We start from the raw sequence: 23501 nt of genomic DNA on the forward strand, positions 1-23501 counted from the left end.
AAGGCCAGCCGTTTAGAGAGGCTGACCGTCTGATATGGATTGATTAAACTGGCTAACCAGCGACGCCGATCCCATTGCTACCGGGACGCGCTGGTGGATGTGAGTCGGCAGGATGTTCAGGATCCGCCGGCCATTGGCAGTGGCTATTCCGTCGGCATGCTCTACCAGCATTGCCAGCGGATTCGCCTCGTATAACAGGCGAATTTTACCGTGTTCGTTACCCTGGCGTTTGTCTTGTGGATAAACAAACATGCCGCCCCGGCTCAGCACGCGATGGACATCGCCAACCATGGCCGCGTTCCAACGCAAGGTGCTGTTTTCAAACTGGCTGGTATGACTGAGTAACTGATTAAAATAGCGCTGAATGATCGGTGACCAATGGCGATAATTAGCCATATTAACGGCGAATTCTGTACTGTTTTCCGGCACCTGCATTGCGGTTCGGGTAAGCAAGTATCCGCCATGGGTTAAATCCAGCGTATAACAGCGGGTTGGCCCGCCGGTGGACATTACCAATAAAGAGGAGGGACCATACAATACATAGCCCGCACAAACCTGCTGGGAGCCGGGTTGCAAAAACTGCTCTTCGCTATCATAGGCTACATCTGACCGTACCGGATAAATGGTAAAAATGGTGCCTATTTGCCCATTAACATCTATGTTGGAAGAGCCATCAAGGGGATCGAAAGCCACCACGTACTTTCCCTGTGAGTGACCGGCAACCACGTTCGGCTCTTCTTCCGAGGCGATAGCCGCCACGCTGTCATCATCAAGTAAAATATCCTTGAGTAGCTGGTTGGCAACGATATCCAGTTTCTTTTGGATTTCGCCCTGAATATTTTCATCCAGGGTTGACCCTAAGATACCCGCCAGATCGCCCTGACTGACCCGAAATGAGATTTCCTTGGTCGCCGCCAGGACCGTTCTGATCAGCATAATCAGATCGGTCTCTACACCGTCGTTTTTTAGCACAGGTATGAGTCGTTTCATGGTTGATACCTGTTGATACAATTGAGGTCGTTGAAACACTGAAAAAGCCGTTCAACCATATATTGCTCGCCATGACGCAGCCATACCCGTGGGTCGTAGTATTTTTTATTAGGCTTGTCCTGACCCTCAGGATTGCCAATTTGACCCTGTAAATAGTCTTGTTTTTCCTGGTAATAGTGCAATATGCCCTGCCAGGTTGCCCATTGGGTATCGGTATCGATGTTCATTTTGACTACGCCGTACGTCAGCGACTCCGCAATTTTATCGGGATCTGAGCCACTGCCACCGTGAAACACAAAGTTAAGGCTATTTTCCGGCAGGTTGAACCGATTGGAGACGTGAGTCTGAGAGTCTCTGAGGATTTTGGGAGTGAGCACCACATTGCCAGGCTTGTAAACACCGTGAACATTGCCAAAGGAGGCGGCGATGATAAAATTAGGACTAATCTTACTCAGTCGCTCATAGGCATAGGCAACATCTTCCGGTTGAGTATACAGCGCAGAATTATCCAGATGGGTATTATCGACGCCGTCCTCTTCACCACCGGTACACCCCAGTTCTATTTCAAGGGTCATACCAATGCGCGACATTCTGCGCAGGTACTCCTCGCATATCGCGATATTGTCTTCCAATGGCTCTTCTGACAGGTCGAGCATGTGCGAACTGAACAGTGGTTTACCATGCTGGGCAAACCAGCGTTCGCCCTCATCCAGTAAGCCATCAATCCATGGTAGTAATTTTTTGGCGGCGTGATCAGTGTGCAGCATGACGGGTACGCCATAGTGCTCAGCAACGGTGTGCACATAACGTGCCGCGGCCACCGAGCCAAGCACCGCAGCTTGTTGTCCGGGTAACTTTAACCCTTTACCGGCAAAAAACTGTGCTCCGCCGTTGGAGAGCTGAATAATCACCGGTGACCTGGCGAGCTTAGCAGCCTCAAGAGCGGCATTCACTGACGAGGTACCGACAACATTTACAGCCGGTAATGCGTATTGATGCCGCCGGGCATGATGGTAGATAAGCCCGGTATTTTCACCGGTAACTACACCCGGCTCGATAGTATTGCTCAAATGCATTGAATTGCTCCCTATTCACTAACAGCTTCAACACAGGCGTCAGTAATGGCTGACCAGTTTTCACTGTCTACCCACTCTTTTTTCGCGACCCAGGTGCCGCCTACGGCAAAGACGTTATTGAGTGACAGGTAATCTTTTTTGTTACCAGGGTTTACGCCACCTGTGGGGCAGAAGGAAACAGACTGAAACACGGAAGAAATCGCCGATAAAAATGGCGCGCCACCGGATAGCGAAGCAGGAAATAACTTTTGCTCAAAAAAGCCAAACTCGGTCGCCATTAATACATCGCTGGTGTTCGATGCTCCTGGCAGCACCGGTACATCTATACGGGAGAGTTCGCTAAGTAATAGTGGCGATACTGCTGGTGTGACAATGAAATCAGAGCCAGCTTTCAGGGCCTGTTCCAGAATCTCCAGAGAGGTCACAGTACCAGCCCCCACTTTAAGCGTTGGTACCTCAGTTTTAATGGCTTCTAACGCCGCTAAAGACGCGTCTGTACGTAGTACAACTTCCACCAGATTGAGTCCGGCGGCGGCCATTGCTTTAGCGATGGCAACACCTTGTTCAGGTGAATTGGCCTGAATAATAGGCAGCAGTGTCTGACCCGACATTAACTCAGAAAAGCGATTCATGATTTTCTCTCTCGTGTAGTTAGGCAACAATGCTGGTGCATTATTGCGAAATTATGGTGAGGTCAGAGAAGCTGATCCGTCACCGTCTCTTAAATGGGAAAACACACTCTTTTTCTAACTGCTTTGGTGCTAATTTCCGTGTATGGGTACTAGAGTCCTGCGGATTTCATTGCTGATTTAAACGGTTCCAACGGGATAATTGCGCCGGGGTGCTGAATCACAGTACCTGCCGCTCTGGCTGCCAGTTGCACAGCGTCACTAATGGGTGCTCCATTAGCTCTGGCGCCCAGATAAACGCCATTAAATGCATCACCTGCCGATGTAGTATCAACCACCTCTTTTACCGGCGTGATTTGGTGGTGCTCAATTTGCCCGTTGTCACTGGTAACCACTGAATGCGGACCATTTTTGATGACAACTTCGGCTAGGTTAAAAGGACGGCAAAATGCGATAGCTGCCTCGGCTGTCTGAATATCAAACAGAGCGGTGAGGTCTTCCACGCCTGGAAGCGCAATATCGGCTAATTCCAGCGCACGCATAAAAGCACTGGCTGCTTGTTGTGGTGAGGACCAGAGCCGGGCACGGTAATTCGGATCGAATATTAGTTTGACGCCCCGTGTTTTAAGCTCTGACAGGAGTTTCCACAGCCGTTCCCGGCCAGACTCTTCCAGCACGGCAATCGATATGCCGGAAAAAAACAAACTATCTCCGGCAGTAAACAAACTGGTGGTTTCCGGGCTAATAAAATCCATGACTTTGCGCGCGGCTGAGTCATTTCGCCAGTAAGTAAAGTGGCGTTCACCGGTATTGTCTGTTTCAATTAAATACAGGCCGGGGGACTTCTCCTGATGCTGAAAAACAAAACGGCAGTCCAGACCCTCTTGTTTGAACTCAGCTAACATTTTTTCACTCAGGCCATCTTTACCTATAGCGGTTAGCATGCCCGCTTCGATTGCCGGGAAGCTACGCTTCATATATACCGCTGAGTTATAAACATCCCCAGCAAAGGCTTGCTTCATGGTAGATGGCTCAGTAGCTCTAAGCTCTACCATGCATTCGCCTAAAAAATAAAATTTATCCATGTTTTGCTCTTGCACTTAATCACGAAGGTAGCGACGTGCGATTGAGCTTATGCAGCATCAATCGCACGCTGGTTATTTTTTGTCTGGATTTGATAATGGCTCGATTTTAGGGATCAGAATCCAAATCGCTGCCATGGCAGTGATTGCCAGCGAGGCGCCAATGACAAACGCAGGCGTGTAATTCCCATCGGCAGTCAGATAAGGCACTAGCGAGGTCAGGCCTACTGCCCCCAGCTTGGCTGCCATACCGGAAAAGCCCGACAAGGTGCCAACCGCTTTTTTCCCCAGCAAGTCACTGGGTAAGGTCTGGACGTTACCAATGGCAGTCTGGAAGCCAAACAGAATAACCGCCATGATCATTACTGCTGTGGCCGGTGAGCCTGGATTGGCCATGGCAAGTAATGCAGGCAGCATTAACAGGCATCCCAGGGTAATCGTTAGTTTTCGTGTCTTGTTAGTGCTCCATCCGGCTTTTAAACGGTTTTGTGCAAGCAGACCACCAAACCAGGCACCAAGCATTGCACCTACATAGGGTACCCAGCCATAAATACCGATGGCCTTAACATCCATGCCATACACTTCATTCAGATAAATGGGGATCCAGAATACAAACAGCCACCAGATAGGGTCGATAGCTGCTGAAGCAAGAATAACCCCCCAGCTTTCCTTGCGTCCCAACAGCTCTGCGGTTGACGGGTTATATTCATTGTCGGGCGCTTCGGCGCTGCTACCTGCTGGCGAGTTGCGCTGCCCGGTTAAAATGTACTCGCGTTCTTCCTCGGTGATCCATGGGTGACAGCCAGGTGGCGCTTTAACCAGTATTAACCATGGCACTAACCATAGCAGGCCGGTCAGACCGACCACTACAAACACCATTTGCCAGCTAAAGTAGACAGTTAACATGGCGATCAGAGGAATCGCTATAATGCCACCAATGGCAGCACCTGAGTTGAAAATGCCCTGCGCCAGTGCTCTTTCTTTAGTGGGAAACCACTCAGCGTTACCTTTAGCTGCCCCCGGCCAGTTGCCCGCTTCCGCTATCCCCAGAATGGCGCGAAAGATACTGAAGCTAAAAACACCTTGGGCGATAGCATGAGCTACGGTAGCCAATGACCAAACGCCAATAGATAGCACAAAACCTATGCGGGTACCTACCCAGTCGAAGAGCTTGCCAAATATGGCCTGACCAAATGCGTAAGCAAACACAAACACAATCGAAATATTGGCGTAGATTTGCTTTCTTTCCAGCGAGTCTTTATCCGGAAATAAATCATCAACAATATCCGGCCACAGCACGCTAAGCGCCTGACGGTCGATATAGTTAATGATGGTAGCCAGTGCAATTAAGGCAATAACCCACCAGCGTAAGCCTTGTAGTTTCATGGTTATTCCTCAATAAAGTCTTCGCGAGGTGGGCTGAACGTATCGATAAGAATGCCGCCGGTTGGACATACAGCGCCATGTTCTGCAAACGGTGGGATCAGGCAGCTGTCGCCAGGCTTAAGTACTTTTACGTCGCCGTTGATACTAAAGTGAAATTCGCCTTCCACCACGTAGGTGACCTGAGAGTGACGATGCTTATGAACGTACCCCTCGGCACCTTTGTCAAACCAGACCTTAACTGCCATTAGTTCTTCGTTATATCCAAGCATTTGACGTTTCAGGCCACCACCCAGATCTTCAATTTTTGTCTCATTGCCGAATGAAAAGAGAGGACTCTGCTTTTGCATGTTGTAACTCCTAGTGGTTCGAACGTACGAAAACGCCTAAGCGTCCGGTTAAGGTGTACGAAGTATTAAAATAAGAAAAAGTTTGCGACTCATCGTCTGCAGCCTGGTTTGAGCTGTCGATAGCGACGAGGTAATCCAGGCCTTCCACCGTCAACTCAATCAGGGTAAGCGACCCTTGCTGTGAGTATTGCAGTGCCGTAAGCTGACTGACTGCATTGAGGGTATACTCCTTGCTCGGGTTGTATTCACCGTGAGGTTCCAGCACCGACACAAAACGATGCTCAGACGTATTTTCAATACGGCGAATAAAGCCGTGTTCATTGCGCAGATTAAAATTAGGATCGTTAGCGCCGATTTGCGTAAACAGAAACTCTTCATTGCCCTGAGTGAGGCTGGTTTGCGTGTAAAACCGACCATTATCATTAAGCCAGGTCACTTTGGCCAAACCTGCTTTTGGCGTTGAACTGCCTTTTAACCATAAGTGCTGATAACCATTTTTTGTGCCCAAAGCCGACAAGTTGCTTGTGTTGCCTTTGAGTTCAAAATTTGTGTCGATCAACTGGCCCTGATAATGCAGCGGTAAATCCAGCTGATGAGGCGAGTCAGACGTGACCGAGAAAATATCCACGGCCACTGAGCGATTGAGTTCAGTGAGGTTAACCAGTGCTACTGTGCGTTCCAGCATGACGTCCGGATAAGCCGTTGCAATCTCTCCACTGGCTACCGAACCGGTGCCGCTGGTGGCAAAGAAGTTCAAATCTGGTGGGTTGGCATTGCCTTTTGTAACCTTGCCGTCAAAATGACTGGTCTCGTCGACGACGACAGTATTATGTGCCACTGTTTGCTTGGCGTAAGTCGTATTCTCCGGGAGATAGCGACCGCCGTATTTAGCTTCCACATTTAGGAACCGGGCAGCGCCGTAATCAGAGACGATTTCACTGCCATGGTCGTAATACTGCCAGGTGAGCTTATCAAAATGGCCATGTCCCAGACCCTGCGAGGCGGGCTTAAACAACAGCGCTTGCTCGGTTCCAATATTACTGCGCATGACGACCAGCGCGCCTTCGGTACCGTCACTGCCGTCGCCAAAGGCCACGGACTGGTACTGGTAAGGGGTGGTAAGTTCAGCGTCCAGCGCCTGAGCGACTTTGAGGCCATCACCGGTAAGCACTATCTGGTCTTGTTGATGTGCAATATCCAGCAGGCTGGTATCGGATGTCAGGCTATAAGCTGCAGCTACACCATGTACCAGCTCAATAGTATCGGTTCCCTTGCTCTTAATTGCGTCATTAATGGGGAAGAAAAGGCCGTTGTAACTGAGCTCAATGGCGGCATAAATGGCTTTTAACAGTACGCCGTCGCGATGCTGGAAAATCGCCCGGCCAGGTTCGTTGTTCTCGATAGCTCTGGCAAAGGTCACAAAGGGTAATAAGGCAAATCGATGGTAATACGGGCCCTCGTTATAATAGCCCTGTGGCGAGAACAAAATATCAAGCTGCTTTAAGAAGCCGCCCTCACCGGATTTATCCAGGTCGTAAAGGGCTTTTTCAACCCATTCTGGTTCGTCCATGACATAACCCGCCATACCCACACCGGCCGTGGCCCAGGTACCGTGATTATGCACTTTGTTAAACGTAGATGGCTGACCCTCAGAAAGGAATAGCGCCACCGGTTTGAGCAGGTTTGTTTCAATGGTAGCAATGTGCTCAATGCTCAGGGCGTCATAGATCAGATCATAAGCCTGGATGGTATAGACCAGCCACATTGCCTCATTCAGGCTTTGCCAGAATAATTTGCCCGGGTTTTGTGCGTTCACCTTACGCTGGGGGTGTACGTTTAAGGTGGGGTAGAGCTTCGCGTACGCCAGTAACATATCCCGAACAAAGTCTGCATAGTCTTTGTTATGGGTAATTTGGTACATCACGCCAGCGTTGTACATTAACTGGTAGTTCTTTTTGTGTTGCTCATGGGTGTAACCACCGCCACCATCACGGGGTACCGGTACAACAATGGGTTGTTGAATTTGTTCGTCGAGCTGCGCCTGCCGGGCCGTCACTGCAGTGCTAAACCGACCCGGCTGTTTGGCCGCAGTGCGCATTGCTACGACGTCTTGTTCAGTAATCACCAGGTTGGGATGTGAAGCCTGAGCACAGGCAGACAAAACGACGGCAACCATTAGTACAATGAGATGGGATTTGATAAACCGTAAATGCATAATCATTATCTTTTCTCACTCGCCACGATGCGGTTGTTATGAAGTGTTGCCGTGTGTGGTCCAGGCATCCGTAGTTCTTCAACCTGCGGCGCGCTGGTGTCTTCAAACACGTTATTGGTGATTGAGGTGATAGGTTCTCCCACCGTGTGCTCTACCTTAACCGGCGCTGAGTGTCTTACCTCATTGTTGGCAATATTGGTTACCTGCACACCGTGTAAAAAGAGACTGGCATTGCGTTTATTCCGTTTGCCATTGCCCGCCGTATCCACTGTGTTACCGGTCATATCAAAATGAGGACCAAAGGTGCTTTCGTCGGTACCGCCCCGATAGAGTTTAACGATAGCGCCTTGAATCTGACTAAAGGTGTTATCGGTAAGCGTGACGTACTCAGCGTTATAGATGCCCAGGTCTTCAATTTCACTGTCGAGGCTTAAAATATCACCGGTTACCTGGTTAAAGGTGTTGTTAACCAACGTAATCTGGTCGGCAAATGCGCCCTTACCGGTGGTAAAGAAATTAAAGGAATGGTTAATATTTAAGTCGCTAACCGTGGAGTCGGTCATCACAAAACGGTAATTGTTAAGCATGCCCCACTTTTGGGATCTGATAACACTATTACCGGCGGCGTCCGGGCTGTACTGACCTGTTATGGATAAGCCGTGCAGACTGAGGTTGCCGCCATCGCGAATTTCGAATAATGCGGTGCGTTCAAAAGACAGCTTAGCTTTGCCATGATGGCGAGCTTTAACCGCTAGCGTTTTATCGATAACGATTAACTTAGGCACAATGTAATGACCGCTGGCGAGTTCCAGTGTGTCGCCGTCCTGTGCCTTATCGATAGCCATTAACAGTGCGCTGGCGTTAGCTTCTACCTGGTGTGTACGACCTGAACCGAAAGCGGTTTCCGGTGCCTTTTTAGGATACCAGCTAACGCCGGTCTGTGATTTTTTTGTGCTTTGCAGCGATGAACTGGCACCTGCCTTCGCATTAGCGGTAAGCAGACCACTGTCATTACGTTGCAATGCAATTTCCTGGTGTTTAAAGCCGTACTCAATGTCTGCTGGCGGCGCCTGATTAATCAGGTTGTTGGAAAACGTAATGCCGCTGATGTCGTCAAATACAGAGAACGGATGCTTACCACTTGTATTGATGATCAGATTATTACGAAAAACACTATTTACCGGAGGTGCGCTACGTTCTGCATCACTGCCGGCTGCCAGATGAATGTGCTGCACATCAGCGAATGTATTGTTTTCAATGGTGGCGTTGTCCACCTGGTGGTAGCGGTTGATTGGCGAGTCTGGTACGCCATTCATAACCGTAAAGCCACTGCCGAAGCGGTAGCCGGTTAAACCTTCCAGGTAATTGTTTCGCACGATCTGATCGCGGTTAATCACACGGATCCCACCGGTGTGAGGCACGTTATTACCAATAAATACGTTTTCTTCAATCAGGTTACCATTCCCATGGCGCATGGTAAGTGTGCCGCGTGCTTCAAAGAAGGTGTTATTACGAATGATATTTTTGCCGGACTTAATAGAAATAATTTCTACTTCGCCATTGGTGTGTTCGAAATAATTATTTTCCACCAGCGTGTGAGAGTCAGTCAGCGAGTAATGACTGGTACCTATACGCAGGGTTTCACCACCGTTAGAGCCAAAAGTAGGGCGATATCCAAAGTAGTTGTGGTCAAGGCGGTGGTAATTTTGCTGGCTTTCTTCATTATTCAGGCGCACAGCGACAGTGACGCCTTTATTGCGTTTACCAACAATATGGCTGTGGTCAAGGCGATTATGCTGACCGTATAACGCTACCCAGTAGTCAGATTCTTGTTTATCCGGGTTGTTGAAATTATCGATAACGATTTCGGTGACCCGTGAGTTAAAAGCTAGCTCATTTTTGTTGCGACGAAACTCAATGACTGCAGAGGTAGGCGTATAACCGTTTTTGAACACCAGACCTGAAACGACGAGATATTGCCCGGCTAAGCGCAGGTTACTCTGGCCACTGATAATAACGCCGCCCTTGGTTTCTGCGGTTAAAGTAATAGGGGCTGATTCAGTGCCCTGGCCAGACAGTAAAATTTCAAAATTTTCCCAGACGCCATTTTTCAAGGTAACAGTATCGCCAGCCTTAAAGCGCTGAGCGATGTTTTGGTAAGCTTGTTTATTCTCAACGAAATACTCTTTTGCCGTCAGGTTAAAAGACAGGCACAGAGAGACAAGTAAGGCGATTGTCAGACCGTAAACTTTCACTATACGCATCATACTCTCTTGGTAGTTGCGGCCGGCAGTAAGGGTGATAAAGCATCAACGCAGGCAATACCGGCCAATTATTATTATGTATGTTGGGGGTAATTAACACGCTCACCGGCAACGACAAAAGTGCTGATTACCCTCCTTAACATAGACTGTTATTTCGATAACTTGAGATAGTAATCAAAGATTTCAGGCACATTGCCCTGGCCCAGTCCTGCATCGAACGCCGCCTGAAGGTTAGCCGAAGAACCTTCGGCAATTTTTGATTCGGTGCCCAGATCGTCAACCATCTTCAGGAAATAACCTAAATCCTTGTTGGCATTGGCAATTGAAAAACCAAGGTCGCTGACATTATCGACCGCATAGTTTTTACAAAACTGCATAAAGGGTGAGCTTGACGGGCCGGTAGACATAATGTCGAATAATTGCTGCCGATCAACGCCAGCTTTGTCTGCCACTGCAAATGCCTGAGACATGGCACAAACCGTTGTCATCCCCATAAAGTTATTGATCAGTTTGGTGGTGTGCCCGGCACCGAGAGCACCCAGGTAGAACACGTTTTCTCCCTGGTCTTCCAATACAGTTTTCACTTTTGCAAAGGTTTCAGGGTCGCCAGCCGCCATAATATTGAGCAGGCCATCTTTAGCGTGTGCCGGAGTGCGCCCAAGAGGAGCATCGATCATGCCTACGCCCTTTTCAGCTAAGTCAGCACCAATTTTACGAGTAGATGCTGGTACTGACGTACCGAAATCTATGAGCGTAGCGCCTGGTTTAACACCTTCCATGATGCCGTTTTCACCATAGATAACTTTTTCAACAACCGCTGAAGTGGTTAAGCACAGCATAATAATGTCGGCTTGCTGAGCAAGCTCTTTGGCTGTTGAGGTTGAACTGGCGCCTTTTTCAACGCAGGCATTGACTGCGTTTTGATTTAGGTCCATGACGACTAGCGGGTAGTTTTTCTTCTGCAGGTTTTCAACCATGTTACCGCCCATAAGGCCTAGTCCGATGAAGCCAATGACTGGTTTTGACATGAATCACTCCTAGATTAAGTTCGTCTCACGTTGGCAAGACGATGAATATCAGTTTGTTGTGTACGTAAGTTGTCTTAGCTACCGCTTTGAAAGTGAGTAACACCCTGAATATTTGTGAACGGATTCATCAATGTTGAACACTTTAAGCAGTCACTAACGACTCATACTTAAGGTGTTAAAACATTATTAATATATTGCCAATTTGTCAACCAATTATAATTTTTTGGATATAAACTTCATATTTATGTTTTTATTGGTTTTTTTGTAATTCATAGGTAGATTGCTGCTTTTTACTGTTTCAAATATGAAACAAAATGAATAAAAAAAGTGTTTTCATTTAAAATTAATGGAGCATCATGGAATTTGTTAACTAAATTTTTACAATAATTGTGCTGTTCATAGTGGTTTTTAGTCATTGTTGATCTCATTTGTTATTTAAATTGGTTGACCATTTGTGGTTTAACAACTATTAATGGTAAAAGACTTGCAATTCTGGCAATTGAAAGGAGATTTTGATGACTGAAAAAATAGCGGTAATTTCGGGGGCGACCGGAGGAATTGGTGCCGCAGTAGCTAAACGATTAGGCCAGGAGGGTTATACCCTTATTTTAAATGGACGGGATCGGGAAAAAGGACTGGCGCTTGTCTCGCAGTTGCAAAGCGACAAGGTTACTGCAGAGTTTGCCGCTTTTGATATCACTAATGAATCTGAAGTGAATCAGTCGCTTCAGGAAATAGGTGAGAAATACGGGCATATAGATTGTGTTATTAATAATGCAGGTGGTCTTGGAGGGCGCAGCCCCATAGAATCAATGAGCACCGAATTTTACCGCTCTGTTATGGCGCTCAATATGGATAGCGCTTTTTATCTATCCCGCGCTGCAATCCCTTATCTTAAGAAATCCGACTATGGTGCCATTATAAACAATACGTCCAACGCGGCGTGGAATGGCGGTGGTCCGGGTGCTGGGATCTATGGTGTGTCAAAAGCTGCCGTGCACGCGTTTACCCGAGCGTTAGCCAAAGAACTTGCGCCTTATGGCATTCGCGTTAACGCAGTGTCACCGGGAACAATCGACACTCCTTTTCATGAGCAAATAAAAGCGACCAAACCAGAAGTTTTTGCATCGTGGAAAAACAATATTTTATTGAATCGCTTAGGACAGCCTGAGGAAGTGGCATCGGTAATTGCTTTTCTGGTGAGTAAAGATGCATCCTTTATTACAGCAGAGACAATACAAATAGGTGGCGGTCAAGCACTTGGGATCTAACGGTTTTGTATGAGTATCCAGTGCATTAACCGTGCAGTAATGAGCAGTTATCTTCAACCGACCCACTGAAGACTATGTACGTTATTATGTGGTTTACTCGCAGAGCGGCGTTAACGCCGCTCTATTTTATGGTAAATTGACTTGAATTAGAGCAAGTGAACTTTTAGGGTATCGCCTCACTAAACCATGAAGTAAAACCTATGGCTGATTGTCACATTAAAGCGCTTGAGCTGGCCAGAGCCGGTAACTGGGATGGCTCTCACGATCTGGTTCAGGACTATAACGATGAATTTTCCTGCCTGATCCACGGCTACCTGCACCGGGTTGAGGGTGATGAGTTTAATGCCCGTTATTGGTATACCCGGGCTGGCACTACAATGCCTACTAATTCACTGCAACAAGAGCTGACGCGCCTGGAAAGTCTGGTGCGCGGCAACGGCTAGCCGAGCGTAGTTAACCCTTTTCTCATACTTTCATTTGTATGCGGCGCTGATTACCAGATTTGTTAAGTACATTAACGAAATCACGCGCTGCATACGAATTCTTATTGATGTGCCCACAGGTTCGATGTTATTGCTAACGTAGCCGGCTTTTATATGGGAGCCGGACCGACACGTCTGACGGAGAATCAATGAATCGAACCCTGGCCACCACCGTAATATTCAGCGGCTTTTTTCTGCTCGGCATCCTGTTGCTGATGTGGGGGATCCTGCTGCCTCGTATGGCGGCAGAGTTGACCATGAGCAGTTTTGTTAGCGGTGCGTTGTTTACGCTGTTTTCGCTGGGCATGATGATGGGCGCTATTGTGGGCGGCAAATACGCCTCGCGGTTTGAGTTTTTGCCGTTGTTTGCCAGTTTGTCGCTGGTGAATGCCCTGTTCATCGTTATCGCCGGCTTAATGCCAAACTGGCCCGGACTACTGGCCATTGTGTTTATTGTTGGCCTGATAAGCTCCTGCAAAATTACCATTGGCCACACGATTATCGCGCAGCTCTATGTCGAAAAACGATTCGCCATGATGGGCATTATGGATTTTATGTTTAGTCTTGGCACCCTGGTGGCGTCATTTTACGTGTCGCTTATCTTTTTGTGGCAGGCGAACTGGCGTTTGCCGTTGCATTTTCTGGCTGGCTTTTGGGTTATTCTGGCCATCTTTACCTTCCTTAGCGTCCGGAGCGCAAAAGCGAAATTACCGTTGGAAAATGAGCCGGAGTCTGCGCCGAAACAAACACTCGCTTTTGCCACCATAGTGAAACAACCGGTATTCTTGCTGCTCGCGGTGGCGAGTTTTGGCTATGGGGCCGTAGAATTTGGCACCGTTAACTGGTTCGTGAGTTATGCGCAGCAGGGGCTGGGATTCGACGGTGATGCAGCCCGTTTGTTATTGGCCGGCTTTACCGGCGGTATGGCGCTGAGTCGTTTGAGCTTTGCCTGGTTTTTACGCTGGTTTAGCGTGCATCGCCTGATGGTGGTGTTGGTCACGATGCTGCTGGCGGGGGCGATCATTGCCAAGCTGGGCACTACGTTTCCCCTGATAATGCTGGGTAACTTCCTGTTAGGCCTTGGGCTGGGCGGACTCTTCCCGCTAATCCTTTCCGCCGCAATGAATATCGACAGCGAAAAAGGCCCGCTGTTATCAGGAATAACTATTCTTGGTAACGCCATGGGGGTGCAACTGGTGTCGCTTGGTACTGGTGCCTGGGCCGGGATAGCTTCTATTGAAGTGGCTTACTGGGCTGTGCCGATGGCAGCGGTGCTACTCTGGAGTGCCACCTGGTTTTACAGCCGCATCATTAAACAAGGCTAGGGCGTACACTTACAGCCCTTCGCTGGGTAGCCAGAATTCGGCTATCAGACCTTCCTGTGGGTGGTTGCGCAAATTGATCTGCCCGCCATGCATTTCGATGATCCGTTTGGTGATAGCTAACCCTAAACCGGAGCCACCGGAGTTGCGGGCAGAATCTCCCTGGGAGAAGGGCCGGAAGACATTTTCCAGACTGTCTTCCGGAATGCCCTGGCCAAAATCACGCACCTTGCAGATTACACGGTTCTGCTTTTTGTCGAAGTAGGTGGTGATTTCAATATGGTTACTGCCGTAGCGGAAAGCATTTTCGATTAAATTATCGAGAACTCGCTTTAACGCGACTTTACGCAATGGAATATTCGGCAGTGGATTGAGTTCCAGATGGATCGACTGACGGTCTTCTTTGGAGGGATTAAACTGCTGATTGGTGTTGCGGGCATCCGCCAGTTCGGTAATTAACGGGTTCAGGTTGGATATCGTCTGGCGTTCCTGTTGCTCCTGCCGGGCATACTCAATGAACTGATCGATAATCGCATTCATATCCTCAATGTCGCTGACAATGCCTTCTTTTACCCAGTCCTGGTCCTCTGGCAGCATTTCGGTGGCCAGACGGATACGGGTAAGCGGTGTGCGCAGGTCGTGAGAAATGCCGGCAGTCATTACCATGCGGTCGTGCTCTAACTGCTTGATCCCCTGATTCATGCGGTTAAACGCTTTGGTCACCTCAATCATCTCGCTGGTACCGTCTTCTTTTAATGGCGGTGGAAACTGGCCCCGGCCTACTTTAATGGCGGCGCGCTGTAAGGCGCTTAACGGGCGATTGAGCCGGAAAACAAACAGCCAGCCACCGCCCACACTTAAAATACCGATCAGCAACAGGTACAGAGTCAGCGGGAAAATATTGGCTTCGCTTAACCCGAACACCGGTACCCTGATCCACTTGTCAGCCAGACTGCTGATTTTTATCCAGACATAATAGGGCGTAGATTGCTGATCCAGCTGGGGCGCACTAATGCGCACTTCGGCTTTCTCACCGAGCTGCTCGGTGACCTGCGCAGACATAAACTGATAAAAGGTTGCCTGGCCCAGTCTTGCCGCTTTCGCTTCGGTATCGGTGAAGATACGAATGCCGGTTTGGGCTTTTAAGGTGCGCAGGTACTCTGGGTCATCGAGATCGTCCAGATGGGTTTTCAGGGTAGCGGCCTCGGTGGCAATCAGGCTGTTGATTTGCTCATAGCTGGGCCGAATAAAATACATAGTGACCGACAGGTAAGAGACTACCTGATTGATCAACAATAAAACGCCAATCAGCAGTACAGTTTGGCCAAAGGCGCTTTTAGGGAGTAATCGCACGAATGAGTTTACTGGGCAACCGCGCCGTCAGGCACGAAAACATAGCCTAAACCCCATACGGTCTGAATATAACGCGGATTAGCCGGATCTTCTTCGAGCATCCGTCGCAAGCGTGATACCTGTACGTCAATACTGCGTTCCAGGGCGCTGTAGTCACGGCCCCTGGCGAGGTTCATGAGTTTGTCGCGGGACAAAGGCTCACGGGGATGAGTGACCAGTGATTTCAACACGGCAAATTCGCCGCTGGTAAGAGACAGGGATTTACCGTCGTCGGTCATTTCGCGGGTGGCCAGATTTAACCGGTAACTGCCAAATTCAACGATCTGTTCTTCCATGGATGGTGCGCCTGGCGCCTCGTGTGTCTGACGACGCAGCACGGCTTTAGCCCGGGCAAGTAATTCTCGTGGATTAAACGGTTTTGGCAGATAGTCGTCGGCGCCCATTTCCAGGCCAATAATGCGGTCTACTTCATCGCCTTTAGCGGTTAACATAATAATCGGCATCTTGCTTTCAGCCTGACGCATGCGGCGGCAAATCGACAGGCCGTCCTCACCGGGCAGCATCAGGTCGAGTACCATTAAATGAAAGTTCTCACGTTCCAGCAGGCGGTCCATTTGCTCGGCATTTGCCGCGCTTCTGACCTGAAAACCTTGTTCAACCAGATAGCGTTCAAGCAAGCTGCGTAACCGCATATCGTCATCGACGACTAATATTTTTGATGTTTCCTGACCCATTTCTGCCTCATTGACAACCGCGTTCCGGTATCACTATAACCCTAAGTGATACCGGACAAAAGTGCTCAAATGTTTCGAACTGGCGATGATTGTTACAAAGCGTGTCAGGCGGCCGTTTCAGGCAACTCCTGGCATTACGTAGGTAGCAACACCATACACCAGCGCGTAGCCTATAGAATAAGCAATGAGCAGCAATAAGAAATACTTGCCGTAACGGGCAAAGCTCAGGCCTTTTACTTTGCTCATGGTGACGATACCGGCAGCAGAACCGATGATCAGCAGCGACCCTCCCACTCCGACGGCATAAGTCAGCAGCATCCATTCACTCACCGACATACCTATATTGGCTTTAAGCAGTGCAGCGGTTAACGGCACGTTATCGATTAACGCCGAGGTAGCGCCCATCACGTAGTTGGCCACCAGTGGCGGGAACACCTGGTACAGGTACAGCAATGAGTGCAGGGCTTCGATGTGTTCCAGCATACCCACCAAAAGCAGCACGCCGAGGAAGAACAGCAGCGTATCAAACTCTATATAGCGGATGTAATCCATAATCGGGTCCTGATCGTCATCTTCACCCATGTGGTTGGCTACTAAAAACATGATCGCCATGCCGGCGAGGAAGGTGAGCATGGGGGGAATGGCAAATAGCACGTTTAAGATCAGCGTTGAAATAATGGTGCTTAAGAAAATACCTGCGATCACGTAGTCGATGGTGTTGGTGGCATAGGTTGTTTTACGAATTTTGACGTTACCGGTCATCCCTATACTCAGTAATCCGGTAAGTACCATGACCGCCAGAAACGAAGGCACCAGCAGCCAGAACAGCTGGGTAATGGTGACTTTCTTCTGCATGAAGATCATCAGTGTGGTGACGTCACCGGTAATCAGCGACACACCGCCGGAATTGACTGCAAAGACAACCAGTACCGAAAAACGCATGGTTTGGTTAAAGGGCAGTCCCAACGATAGCACCATGGCAATTGAAACCAGCGTGGCGGTGATATTGTCGGCCAGCGAGGAGAAGCAAAAGCTAAACAGGGCTGTGATCAACATCAGCTTTTTCAGCGAAATGTGGGTCGGCATAACCAGGTTGAGCATATTGGCTATCAGGCCCTTGCGGTTTAAGTAGGCAACAAAAGTCATTGCCGCCACCAGGAATAACCAGAGGGTGGATATTTCGGTAATGTTATGTAATAAACCTTCGTTGACCGCCTCGGTAGAGGCCGGATTGTCGGCAGTGATAAAAAGGATCATCCAGGCCAGTGTGCCAAAAAATAATGTGATCTTTGCCTTGTTGATGTGCAGCACTTCTTCGAACATCACACCAAGTAGAGCCAGGGCGGCCAGAGTAATAAGAATGGTATCTATCATGAGGGGGGATTCCGCAATTTCAGTGACCGTATTTTACGGCGAAGGCCTCGCCAGTAAAGGGCTAAACGGTGAATGAGCGGTGTCAGGCGTTAATAGTTAATATTCATTTGGATAATAAAAGACTTTGGTCTTACGACCAAAGCGTGATGCCGAAATCTAATCGCCTATTCTATAGGCAGACGGTTGGATGCTTTGACTTCCCGCAGAGAGAGGTTGGAGCGAATGGCGGAAATGCCTGGCAGTTTACGCAGCACGTTTTCAACAAACGCACTGTAGTCATCCAGATCTTTGGCTACCACCTGTAGCATGAAATCGGCCTCGCCGGTGGTGTTATGGCAAGACAACACATTTTTGGAATTCAGAATAACGCGCTCGAATTCCCGGGTGCTGGCCTGATCGTGCGCAGTGCAGGAGAGTTGTACAAATGCCAGCACACCAAAGCCCAGCTTGCGGCGGTCCAGATTGGCCTGATAGCCATCGATATAACCTTCCTGCTCGAGTCGCTTTAATCGTCGCCAGCAGGGGGTTTCGCTAAGTGACAGGTGCGAGGCGAGCCTGGCATTGGTTAACCGACCGTCTTGCTGCAAATGGGCTAAAATAGTCCGATCTGCCTTATCTAAATCACTCAAAAGAAGAAGCCTTTATATGGATGTTAATTGGAGAAAGACTATTTCAGATTGACGGTTTATTCAATATCACAAAGCAAGGTTATTTCTGGCTGCTGGCCGTAGAATTCACAGCAGACCGCAAACTGTGCACCAGGAGTAATACCGACGATGAAAGCTGTGCTGATTGAGCAATTTTCCAGACCGCCCACCATTCAACACTTACCCGAACCGGACCCCAGGCCTCATGGAGTGGTCATTGAAGTGAAAGCGACAGGGGTTTGCCGTAGCGACTGGCATTGCTGGCAAGGGCATGATACAGACGTGGTGTTACCGCATGTACCGGGCCATGAGTTTTCAGGTGTGGTTGCGGCTGTGGGTAAGGAGGTAAAGGGCTTTAAAGTCGGCGACAGGGTTGCCATCCCGTTTATTAATGCCTGTGGCAGCTGTGGTGAATGTCATAGTGGTAATCATCAGGTGTGTGGCGCGCAAACACAGCCGGGGTTTACCCATTGGGGCTCATTTGCCCAGTACACCACGGTTGATCACGCTGATGTGAATCTGGTGCATCTGCCCGAGGAACTGGATTTTGTTACCGCTGCCAGTCTGGGCTGTCGCTTTGTTACCTCTTTTCGCGCGGTTATTGATCAGGGGCGGGTTAGCGCTGGCCAGTGGGTTGCGGTACACGGATGCGGTGGTGTAGGTCTCTCGGCCATAATGATTGCCAGTGCCGCAGGGGCCAATGTCATTGCCGTGGATATTAGTGACGAAAAACTCAGGCTGGCGACTTCCCTGGGCGCGGTCGCTACCCTTAACGCCAGTCATACCGAGAATGTCCCCGCCGCGGTAAAAACCATAACTCAGGGAGGTGTGCATGTGTCGCTGGATGCGTTAGGGCACCCTTTAACATGCCAGAACTCTATCAGGAGTTTACGTAAGCGGGGCAAACACATTCAGGTTGGCCTGCTATTGGCCGACCAGGCTAATCCGGCGATTCCCATGGATATTGTAGTAGCTCATGAGTTGGAAATTCTTGGAAGTCATGGCATGCAGGCTTACCGCTATGAGGCTATGTTTGACCTGATCAAAACGGGTAAGCTCGAGCCTCAGAAACTGTTAGGACAGACTATCACTTTGGAGCAGTCCATTGCGGCGATAACCACTATGGATAAGTCGTCCACGGTAGGGGTCACTGTGGTCACCGAATTTTAGGGGTGTGGAACAGGGCGTCGGCCTGGCCGATCGCCTTGTTTTTGATGCCGGTTATTGCACCCAGTCCATCTGATAACCGCGGCTTTTCTTGCGCTTCATTAGATCTTCAATCAGTGGCGTCAGAATCAGCTCCATGGCAAGCCCCATTTTGCCGCCGGGCACCACCAGTGTGTTGATGCGTGACATAAACGAGCCGTCAATCATTTGCAGCAGGTAAGGAAAGTCGACGTTTTTCATTTCACGGCGGAAACGCACCACCACAAAGCTTTCATCCTGCGTGGGTATTTCACGGGCGCTGAACGGGTTTGAGGTATCCACCGTGGGCACCCGTTGAAAGTTAATGTGGGTACGGGAAAATTGCGGCGTAATATAATGGAAGTAATCGTCCAGACCGCGCACAATACTGCTCATTACCGCTTCCCGGGAATGGCCCCGGTCGGTGGTATCGCGCACAATCTTCTGGATCCATTCCAGGTTAACAATGGGCACCATGCCCACCAGTAAATCCACATACTGAGACACATCAATGTCTTCGGTTTTTACGCCGCCATGTAAGCCTTCGTAAAACAACAAGTCCGTATCATTAGGTAATTCCTGCCAGGGCGTAAAGGTACCGGGCATCTGATTAAATGGTACGGCATCATCAAAGGTGTGCAGGTACTGGCGAAACCGGCCAGTGCCATCTTCTGCATACTGGCTGAATAAGGTTTCGAGCAACGAGAAATCATTGGCTTTCGGACCGAAGTAGCTGATGTGGCGCCCCTGCTCCTGCGCTTTACGTATTTCTACTTCCATTTCCGGGCGGGTAAAGCGGTGGAAGCTATCGCCGCCAACGTACGCTGCATCAATTTTCAGGTTACGAAAAATATGCCGAATCGCATTGGTAGTGGTTGTGGTGCCGGAACCAGACGAACCGGTAATAGCAATAATGGGATGTTTTACCGACATGCGCACTCTTTTTGGGCTGATGGAGATCCGAAATGTCAGACTCTTGGTTGGTCTGTGTCAGATACTCAATAAGATAATCCCTATTTATAAGCTTGTGAGCGCCAATAATCAACCCTGATGCGAATCGGTGGGCTGCCCGGGAGGGAGTGATTTTCCGCAGTGAGGGCAGTACTGATAGGGGCTTGCGTGTTGATTGTGCTGATTATAGTCCTGTGCAATGTCGATCAATAAATTGGCCTGATCATCATCGAGGCCTAATGTCTCCCGCAACTGATTTAACCGGGATAACTCATGGGGAGAGAGGCTGCCATCAGCGATGACTTCCATTACATGCTTACGAAAGGTATCGCGCCGCAAGCGTAATTGCTCGGATAAACGGGAGGCCAGAATACCGGCTGGTAAAGCAAATATCCCTACCCCTAAAATAGTTATCGCACCGCTGAATATCTTGCCCAGCGGCGTAATCGGCGTGACATCGCCGTAACCTACGGTGGTCAGCGTATTGATTGCCCACCAGAGTGCGGCCGGAATGCTGCCAAAGGCTTCAGGCTGGGCCCGTTGTTCAATGTAATACATGCCAGTGGCCGCCAGTACCATCACGATAACCAAAACCGATACCGCGGCTGCCAGTACGCGTAGCTCCTTACGAATAACGGTGTATAGCAGATTAACTGAACGGGAGTAACGACCGAGTTTTATCAGCCGGGTAAGCCGCAATAACCGTAAAATACGCAAATCAAAGGCGATGAACATGCTCAGGTAAAAAGGCAGTATCGCGGCTAGATCCACCAGTGCCATGGGCGTAAACATATAGCGTAAACGCTGCTGCCAGGATTTGCGGTATGGTGCCTGGCGATAACTGACGGTTTGCGGAGCGCTGGGGGCGCTCCATACCCGGGCTAAATACTCCAGCGTAAACACCACAACCGAAAACACTTCAAAAGCATACAGTTGAGGGTGCCATTGCTGGTGGAGTTCAGACACGGTAGACACCATAACCGCCACGGTATTGAGTAAAATGAGTAGGATTAAGAAAAGATCAAAGGCCCGGCTAACGTAATCGCCTTTACGATGAGGCTCAAGAATATGATAGATACGGTTGCGAATTGGCTGGTAGCTCATTAAACCTCCTCAGTACTCCTGTTTTACTCTACCCGCTAGCAATTATGTTGAGCAAGTCCGGCCGGGGAGAAGGCTTGAGCTATCACAATTTTTTGGTATTTAGCGAAACAGTGTAATTTTTCTGCGCTATGGAAGACTACCTGTATAACCCTCTCACTTACAGGATATATGATATGGAATTTTTAACGCAGCTTTTCGACAATACTTCACCCGCCCAGTTTGCCGTTGTGGGTGCATCGGTACTATTTGTGTGGTTTTTACCGGCCATGGTGGCAATGATGTTTAACCGTAAACAGGTAAAGTTAATTGCCCTGGCGTGTATACCGGCCGGATTTTCAATGATCGCCTGGGGCGGCGTAATGGTATGGGCATTCACAGGTAACATGGTTAACCGGTTTAATAAGAAGCCGGCAACCCAAGATTAATACCAATCCGCATAGAAGTTTACCCTCTCAGAGTGAGTCAAAACGACTTAGATCACGACGTGTTCTCTGAGGCATAGTCATTCTATGTCCAGAGGACGCAACACAGATGTAAGTCGTTTTGGCCACTCCCTTTGGGCAAGGCTGGCAGGCATTCTGGCGTTGTTACGCTTGCTTGATTTGGAACCACCAAACCTGTGCAACCAAGCCTAGCCAGAAAGCCTGACAGTCTTGCTGAGTGGGCAAACTTCTATGCGGATTGGTATTAGGGCTTACTGGTGTTTCAGGTAGAAAAAAGCCGCTCTGGTGAGCGGCTTGTTATTTTCTTACTCTAGTTGGCTAAACCAGCCTGTTCCCGCGCCATGGCCCGGTAGGCAATATCATTGCGGAAGTAAACATCTTTCCAGTCAATGGCTTTAACCAGCTGATAAGCTTGTTGTTGAGCTTCGGTAACACTGTTACCCAGCGCCGTGGCACAAAGCACGCGGCCACCGCTGGTAACAACTTCACCGTCTTGCAGCGCCGTGCCGGCATGAAAGACTTTGCCTTCCAGTTTCGCGGCTGCGTCTAAGCCCGAGATCACATCGCCTTTAGCATAATCGGCAGGATAGCCACCTGCAGCCAGCACTACGCCAACGGCAGCGCGGGAGTCGAAGTCAATCTCGATACCTGCCAGCTCACCGTCACAGGCTTTCAGGCATAAGGCCACCAGGTCTGACTGTAAGCGCAGCATGATAGGCTGGGTTTCAGGGTCGCCGAAGCGGCAGTTATATTCAATCACCTTAGGCGTGCCGTCAGCCATAATCATCAGGCCGGCATACAAAAAGCCGGTGTAGGGATACCCTTCTTCTGCCATGCCATTAACGGTGGGATAAATCACTTCATCCATAATCCGCTGGTGGATATCAGGCGTTACAACCGGTGCCGGTGAGTAAGCGCCCATTCCGCCCGTGTTAGGACCGGTATCACCGTCGCCCATACGCTTGTGATCCTGGCTGGTGGCAAACGCCGAAACGTTTTTACCATCGACCATCACAATGAAAGACGCTTCTTCGCCATCAAGAAATTCCTCGATAACCACGCGGCTACCGGCTTCACCAAAGGCGTTGCCGGCCAGCATGTCTTTAATGGCGTCTTCGGCTTCTTCGAGCGTCATGGCGACAATAACGCCTTTACCTGCGGCGAGGCCATCGGCCTTAACCACAATAGGCGCGCCTTTTTCGCGAACGTAAGCCAGCGCAGGCTCAATCTCTGTAAAGTTCTGGTAATCGGCGGTTGGGATTTTATGGCGTGCTAAAAAGTCTTTGGTAAAGGCTTTCGAGCCTTCCAGCTGTGCAGCACCTTTGCTTGGGCCAAAAATCTTAAGGCCTTGTGCTTCAAAAGCGTCAACTACACCAATCACCAGCGGCGCTTCAGGACCTACAATCGTCAGTCCAATCCCATTTTCTTTGGCAAATGCCACCAATGCCTCTACGTCTGTGGCAGAAATATCAACATTGGTTAAGCCTTTTTCGGTGGCTGTTCCGGCGTTACCCGGTGCAACAAATACGTCAGTTACACCAATCGATTGTGACGCTTTCCAGGCCAGCGCGTGTTCGCGGCCACCACCGCCAATTACAAGTACCTTCATTAAGAGTGT

The 23501-nt window shown here is 49.3% G+C and carries 21 protein-coding genes; 5 read left to right on the forward strand and 16 right to left on the reverse strand.

The window, feature by feature from the left end; translation table 11 throughout:
• Window positions 1-12 precede the first annotated feature (12 nt).
• The 9 genes from AC27IB_RS03010 to AC27IB_RS03050 form a co-directional block, all read right to left on the reverse strand.
• Window positions 13-990 carry a class 1 fructose-bisphosphatase gene (locus AC27IB_RS03010; RefSeq protein ID WP_487118819.1) on the reverse strand — a complete coding sequence of 326 codons (978 nt, stop codon included), beginning with the start codon at window positions 988-990 and terminating at the stop codon, window positions 13-15.
• A complete protein-coding gene (gene fbaA, locus AC27IB_RS03015) occupies window positions 987-2066 on the reverse strand; it encodes a class II fructose-bisphosphate aldolase (protein WP_487118821.1) in 1080 nt (359 codons plus the stop codon). Before fbaA ends, AC27IB_RS03010 begins: the two co-directional genes overlap by 4 nt.
• 11 nt (window positions 2067-2077) lie before the next feature.
• On the reverse strand, window positions 2078-2698 hold the full coding sequence (gene eda / locus AC27IB_RS03020; RefSeq protein ID WP_296045089.1) for a bifunctional 4-hydroxy-2-oxoglutarate aldolase/2-dehydro-3-deoxy-phosphogluconate aldolase: 621 nt from the start codon (window positions 2696-2698) through the stop codon (window positions 2078-2080).
• A 149-nt stretch (window positions 2699-2847) separates the two neighbouring features.
• Window positions 2848-3780 (reverse strand): sugar kinase, encoded by a 933-nt coding sequence (locus AC27IB_RS03025; RefSeq protein ID WP_296045085.1) that lies wholly within the window; start codon window positions 3778-3780, stop codon window positions 2848-2850.
• 72 nt (window positions 3781-3852) lie between these two features.
• Window positions 3853-5163, reverse strand: a complete 1311-nt coding sequence (locus AC27IB_RS03030; RefSeq protein ID WP_487118824.1) for an MFS transporter — start codon at window positions 5161-5163, stop codon at window positions 3853-3855.
• 2 nt (window positions 5164-5165) lie between these two features.
• Entirely contained in the window at window positions 5166-5510 is a 345-nt protein-coding gene (locus tag AC27IB_RS03035; RefSeq protein ID WP_487118826.1) for a cupin domain-containing protein, read from the reverse strand.
• Window positions 5511-5520: 10 nt separating this feature from the next.
• On the reverse strand, window positions 5521-7725 hold the full coding sequence (locus AC27IB_RS03040) for a heparinase II/III domain-containing protein (protein WP_487118828.1): 2205 nt from the start codon (window positions 7723-7725) through the stop codon (window positions 5521-5523).
• 5 nt (window positions 7726-7730) lie between these two features.
• Complete coding sequence (locus tag AC27IB_RS03045; protein ID WP_487118830.1) at window positions 7731-9989, reverse strand: polysaccharide lyase 6 family protein; 2259 nt, start codon at window positions 9987-9989, stop codon at window positions 7731-7733.
• A gap of 149 nt (window positions 9990-10138) precedes the next feature.
• Window positions 10139-11017 (reverse strand): NAD(P)-dependent oxidoreductase, encoded by an 879-nt coding sequence (locus tag AC27IB_RS03050; RefSeq protein ID WP_487118832.1) that lies wholly within the window; start codon window positions 11015-11017, stop codon window positions 10139-10141.
• Between the two features lie 515 nt (window positions 11018-11532).
• Here AC27IB_RS03050 and AC27IB_RS03055 point away from each other — a divergent pair.
• The 3 genes from AC27IB_RS03055 (at window position 11533) to AC27IB_RS03065 (ending at window position 14095) form a co-directional block, all read left to right on the forward strand.
• On the forward strand, window positions 11533-12288 hold the full coding sequence (locus AC27IB_RS03055) for an SDR family NAD(P)-dependent oxidoreductase (RefSeq protein ID WP_296045069.1): 756 nt from the start codon (window positions 11533-11535) through the stop codon (window positions 12286-12288).
• Between the two features lie 200 nt (window positions 12289-12488).
• The gene (locus AC27IB_RS03060; RefSeq protein ID WP_487118834.1) at window positions 12489-12731 is read left to right on the forward strand and encodes a hypothetical protein; all 243 of its coding nucleotides are present in this window, start codon (window positions 12489-12491) and stop codon (window positions 12729-12731) included.
• A 188-nt stretch (window positions 12732-12919) separates the two neighbouring features.
• Entirely contained in the window at window positions 12920-14095 is a 1176-nt protein-coding gene (locus AC27IB_RS03065; RefSeq protein ID WP_487118836.1) for an MFS transporter, read from the forward strand.
• Window positions 14096-14104: 9 nt separating this feature from the next.
• Here the strand turns inward: AC27IB_RS03065 and envZ are convergent, their stop codons facing one another.
• The 4 genes from envZ to AC27IB_RS03085 form a co-directional block, all read right to left on the reverse strand.
• Window positions 14105-15445, reverse strand: a complete 1341-nt coding sequence (gene envZ, locus AC27IB_RS03070; protein WP_487118838.1) for a two-component system sensor histidine kinase EnvZ — start codon at window positions 15443-15445, stop codon at window positions 14105-14107.
• 8 nt (window positions 15446-15453) lie between these two features.
• Window positions 15454-16179, reverse strand: a complete 726-nt coding sequence (ompR, locus tag AC27IB_RS03075) for an osmolarity response regulator transcription factor OmpR (RefSeq protein WP_105933068.1) — start codon at window positions 16177-16179, stop codon at window positions 15454-15456.
• A 117-nt stretch (window positions 16180-16296) separates the two neighbouring features.
• Window positions 16297-17553, reverse strand: a complete 1257-nt coding sequence (locus AC27IB_RS03080; RefSeq protein WP_487118841.1) for an SLC13 family permease — start codon at window positions 17551-17553, stop codon at window positions 16297-16299.
• Window positions 17554-17717: 164 nt separating this feature from the next.
• The gene (locus AC27IB_RS03085; RefSeq protein ID WP_487118843.1) at window positions 17718-18182 is read right to left on the reverse strand and encodes an Lrp/AsnC family transcriptional regulator; all 465 of its coding nucleotides are present in this window, start codon (window positions 18180-18182) and stop codon (window positions 17718-17720) included.
• Window positions 18183-18329: 147 nt separating this feature from the next.
• Between AC27IB_RS03085 and AC27IB_RS03090 the strand changes: the two genes are divergently transcribed.
• Complete coding sequence (locus AC27IB_RS03090) at window positions 18330-19370, forward strand: zinc-dependent alcohol dehydrogenase family protein (protein ID WP_487118845.1); 1041 nt, start codon at window positions 18330-18332, stop codon at window positions 19368-19370.
• Window positions 19371-19421: 51 nt separating this feature from the next.
• Here AC27IB_RS03090 and AC27IB_RS03095 read toward each other — a convergent pair whose 3' ends face one another.
• Together AC27IB_RS03095 and AC27IB_RS03100 are read right to left on the reverse strand one after the other, a co-directional pair.
• Entirely contained in the window at window positions 19422-20318 is an 897-nt protein-coding gene (locus tag AC27IB_RS03095; RefSeq protein ID WP_105933070.1) for a phosphoribulokinase, read from the reverse strand.
• Between the two features lie 108 nt (window positions 20319-20426).
• The gene (locus AC27IB_RS03100; protein WP_487118847.1) at window positions 20427-21440 is read right to left on the reverse strand and encodes an ion transporter; all 1014 of its coding nucleotides are present in this window, start codon (window positions 21438-21440) and stop codon (window positions 20427-20429) included.
• Window positions 21441-21613: 173 nt separating this feature from the next.
• Here AC27IB_RS03100 and AC27IB_RS03105 point away from each other — a divergent pair, with 173 nt between their 5' ends.
• Window positions 21614-21865, forward strand: a complete 252-nt coding sequence (locus AC27IB_RS03105; protein ID WP_487118849.1) for a superinfection immunity protein — start codon at window positions 21614-21616, stop codon at window positions 21863-21865.
• Window positions 21866-22193: 328 nt separating this feature from the next.
• On the opposite strand, the gene purD is transcribed toward AC27IB_RS03105, so the two are convergent.
• The gene (gene purD, locus AC27IB_RS03110) at window positions 22194-23492 is read right to left on the reverse strand and encodes a phosphoribosylamine--glycine ligase (RefSeq protein WP_487118851.1); all 1299 of its coding nucleotides are present in this window, start codon (window positions 23490-23492) and stop codon (window positions 22194-22196) included.
• Window positions 23493-23501: the final 9 nt, after the last annotated feature.

Source organism: Alteromonas sp. 4NH20-0104 (assembly GCF_057547795.1).

Coding starts and splice junctions, on each gene's coding strand:
- AC27IB_RS03095 (WP_105933070.1), bottom strand. CDS start 20,318: ATGTCGGTAAAACATCCCATTATTGCTATTACCGGTTCGTCTGGTTCC.
- AC27IB_RS03080 (WP_487118841.1), bottom strand. CDS start 17,553: ATGATAGATACCATTCTTATTACTCTGGCCGCCCTGGCTCTACTTGGT.
- ompR (WP_105933068.1), bottom strand. CDS start 16,179: ATGGGTCAGGAAACATCAAAAATATTAGTCGTCGATGACGATATGCGG.
- AC27IB_RS03030 (WP_487118824.1), bottom strand. CDS start 5,163: ATGAAACTACAAGGCTTACGCTGGTGGGTTATTGCCTTAATTGCACTG.
- AC27IB_RS03025 (WP_296045085.1), bottom strand. CDS start 3,780: ATGGATAAATTTTATTTTTTAGGCGAATGCATGGTAGAGCTTAGAGCT.
- AC27IB_RS03050 (WP_487118832.1), bottom strand. CDS start 11,017: ATGTCAAAACCAGTCATTGGCTTCATCGGACTAGGCCTTATGGGCGGT.
- eda (WP_296045089.1), bottom strand. CDS start 2,698: ATGAATCGCTTTTCTGAGTTAATGTCGGGTCAGACACTGCTGCCTATT.
- AC27IB_RS03040 (WP_487118828.1), bottom strand. CDS start 7,725: ATGCATTTACGGTTTATCAAATCCCATCTCATTGTACTAATGGTTGCC.
- fbaA (WP_487118821.1), bottom strand. CDS start 2,066: ATGCATTTGAGCAATACTATCGAGCCGGGTGTAGTTACCGGTGAAAAT.
- AC27IB_RS03100 (WP_487118847.1), bottom strand. CDS start 21,440: ATGAGCTACCAGCCAATTCGCAACCGTATCTATCATATTCTTGAGCCT.
- AC27IB_RS03045 (WP_487118830.1), bottom strand. CDS start 9,989: ATGCGTATAGTGAAAGTTTACGGTCTGACAATCGCCTTACTTGTCTCT.
- AC27IB_RS03090 (WP_487118845.1), top strand. CDS start 18,330: ATGAAAGCTGTGCTGATTGAGCAATTTTCCAGACCGCCCACCATTCAA.
- AC27IB_RS03010 (WP_487118819.1), bottom strand. CDS start 990: ATGAAACGACTCATACCTGTGCTAAAAAACGACGGTGTAGAGACCGAT.
- AC27IB_RS03035 (WP_487118826.1), bottom strand. CDS start 5,510: ATGCAAAAGCAGAGTCCTCTCTTTTCATTCGGCAATGAGACAAAAATT.
- AC27IB_RS03105 (WP_487118849.1), top strand. CDS start 21,614: ATGGAATTTTTAACGCAGCTTTTCGACAATACTTCACCCGCCCAGTTT.
- AC27IB_RS03060 (WP_487118834.1), top strand. CDS start 12,489: ATGGCTGATTGTCACATTAAAGCGCTTGAGCTGGCCAGAGCCGGTAAC.
- AC27IB_RS03065 (WP_487118836.1), top strand. CDS start 12,920: ATGAATCGAACCCTGGCCACCACCGTAATATTCAGCGGCTTTTTTCTG.
- purD (WP_487118851.1), bottom strand. CDS start 23,492: ATGAAGGTACTTGTAATTGGCGGTGGTGGCCGCGAACACGCGCTGGCC.
- AC27IB_RS03055 (WP_296045069.1), top strand. CDS start 11,533: ATGACTGAAAAAATAGCGGTAATTTCGGGGGCGACCGGAGGAATTGGT.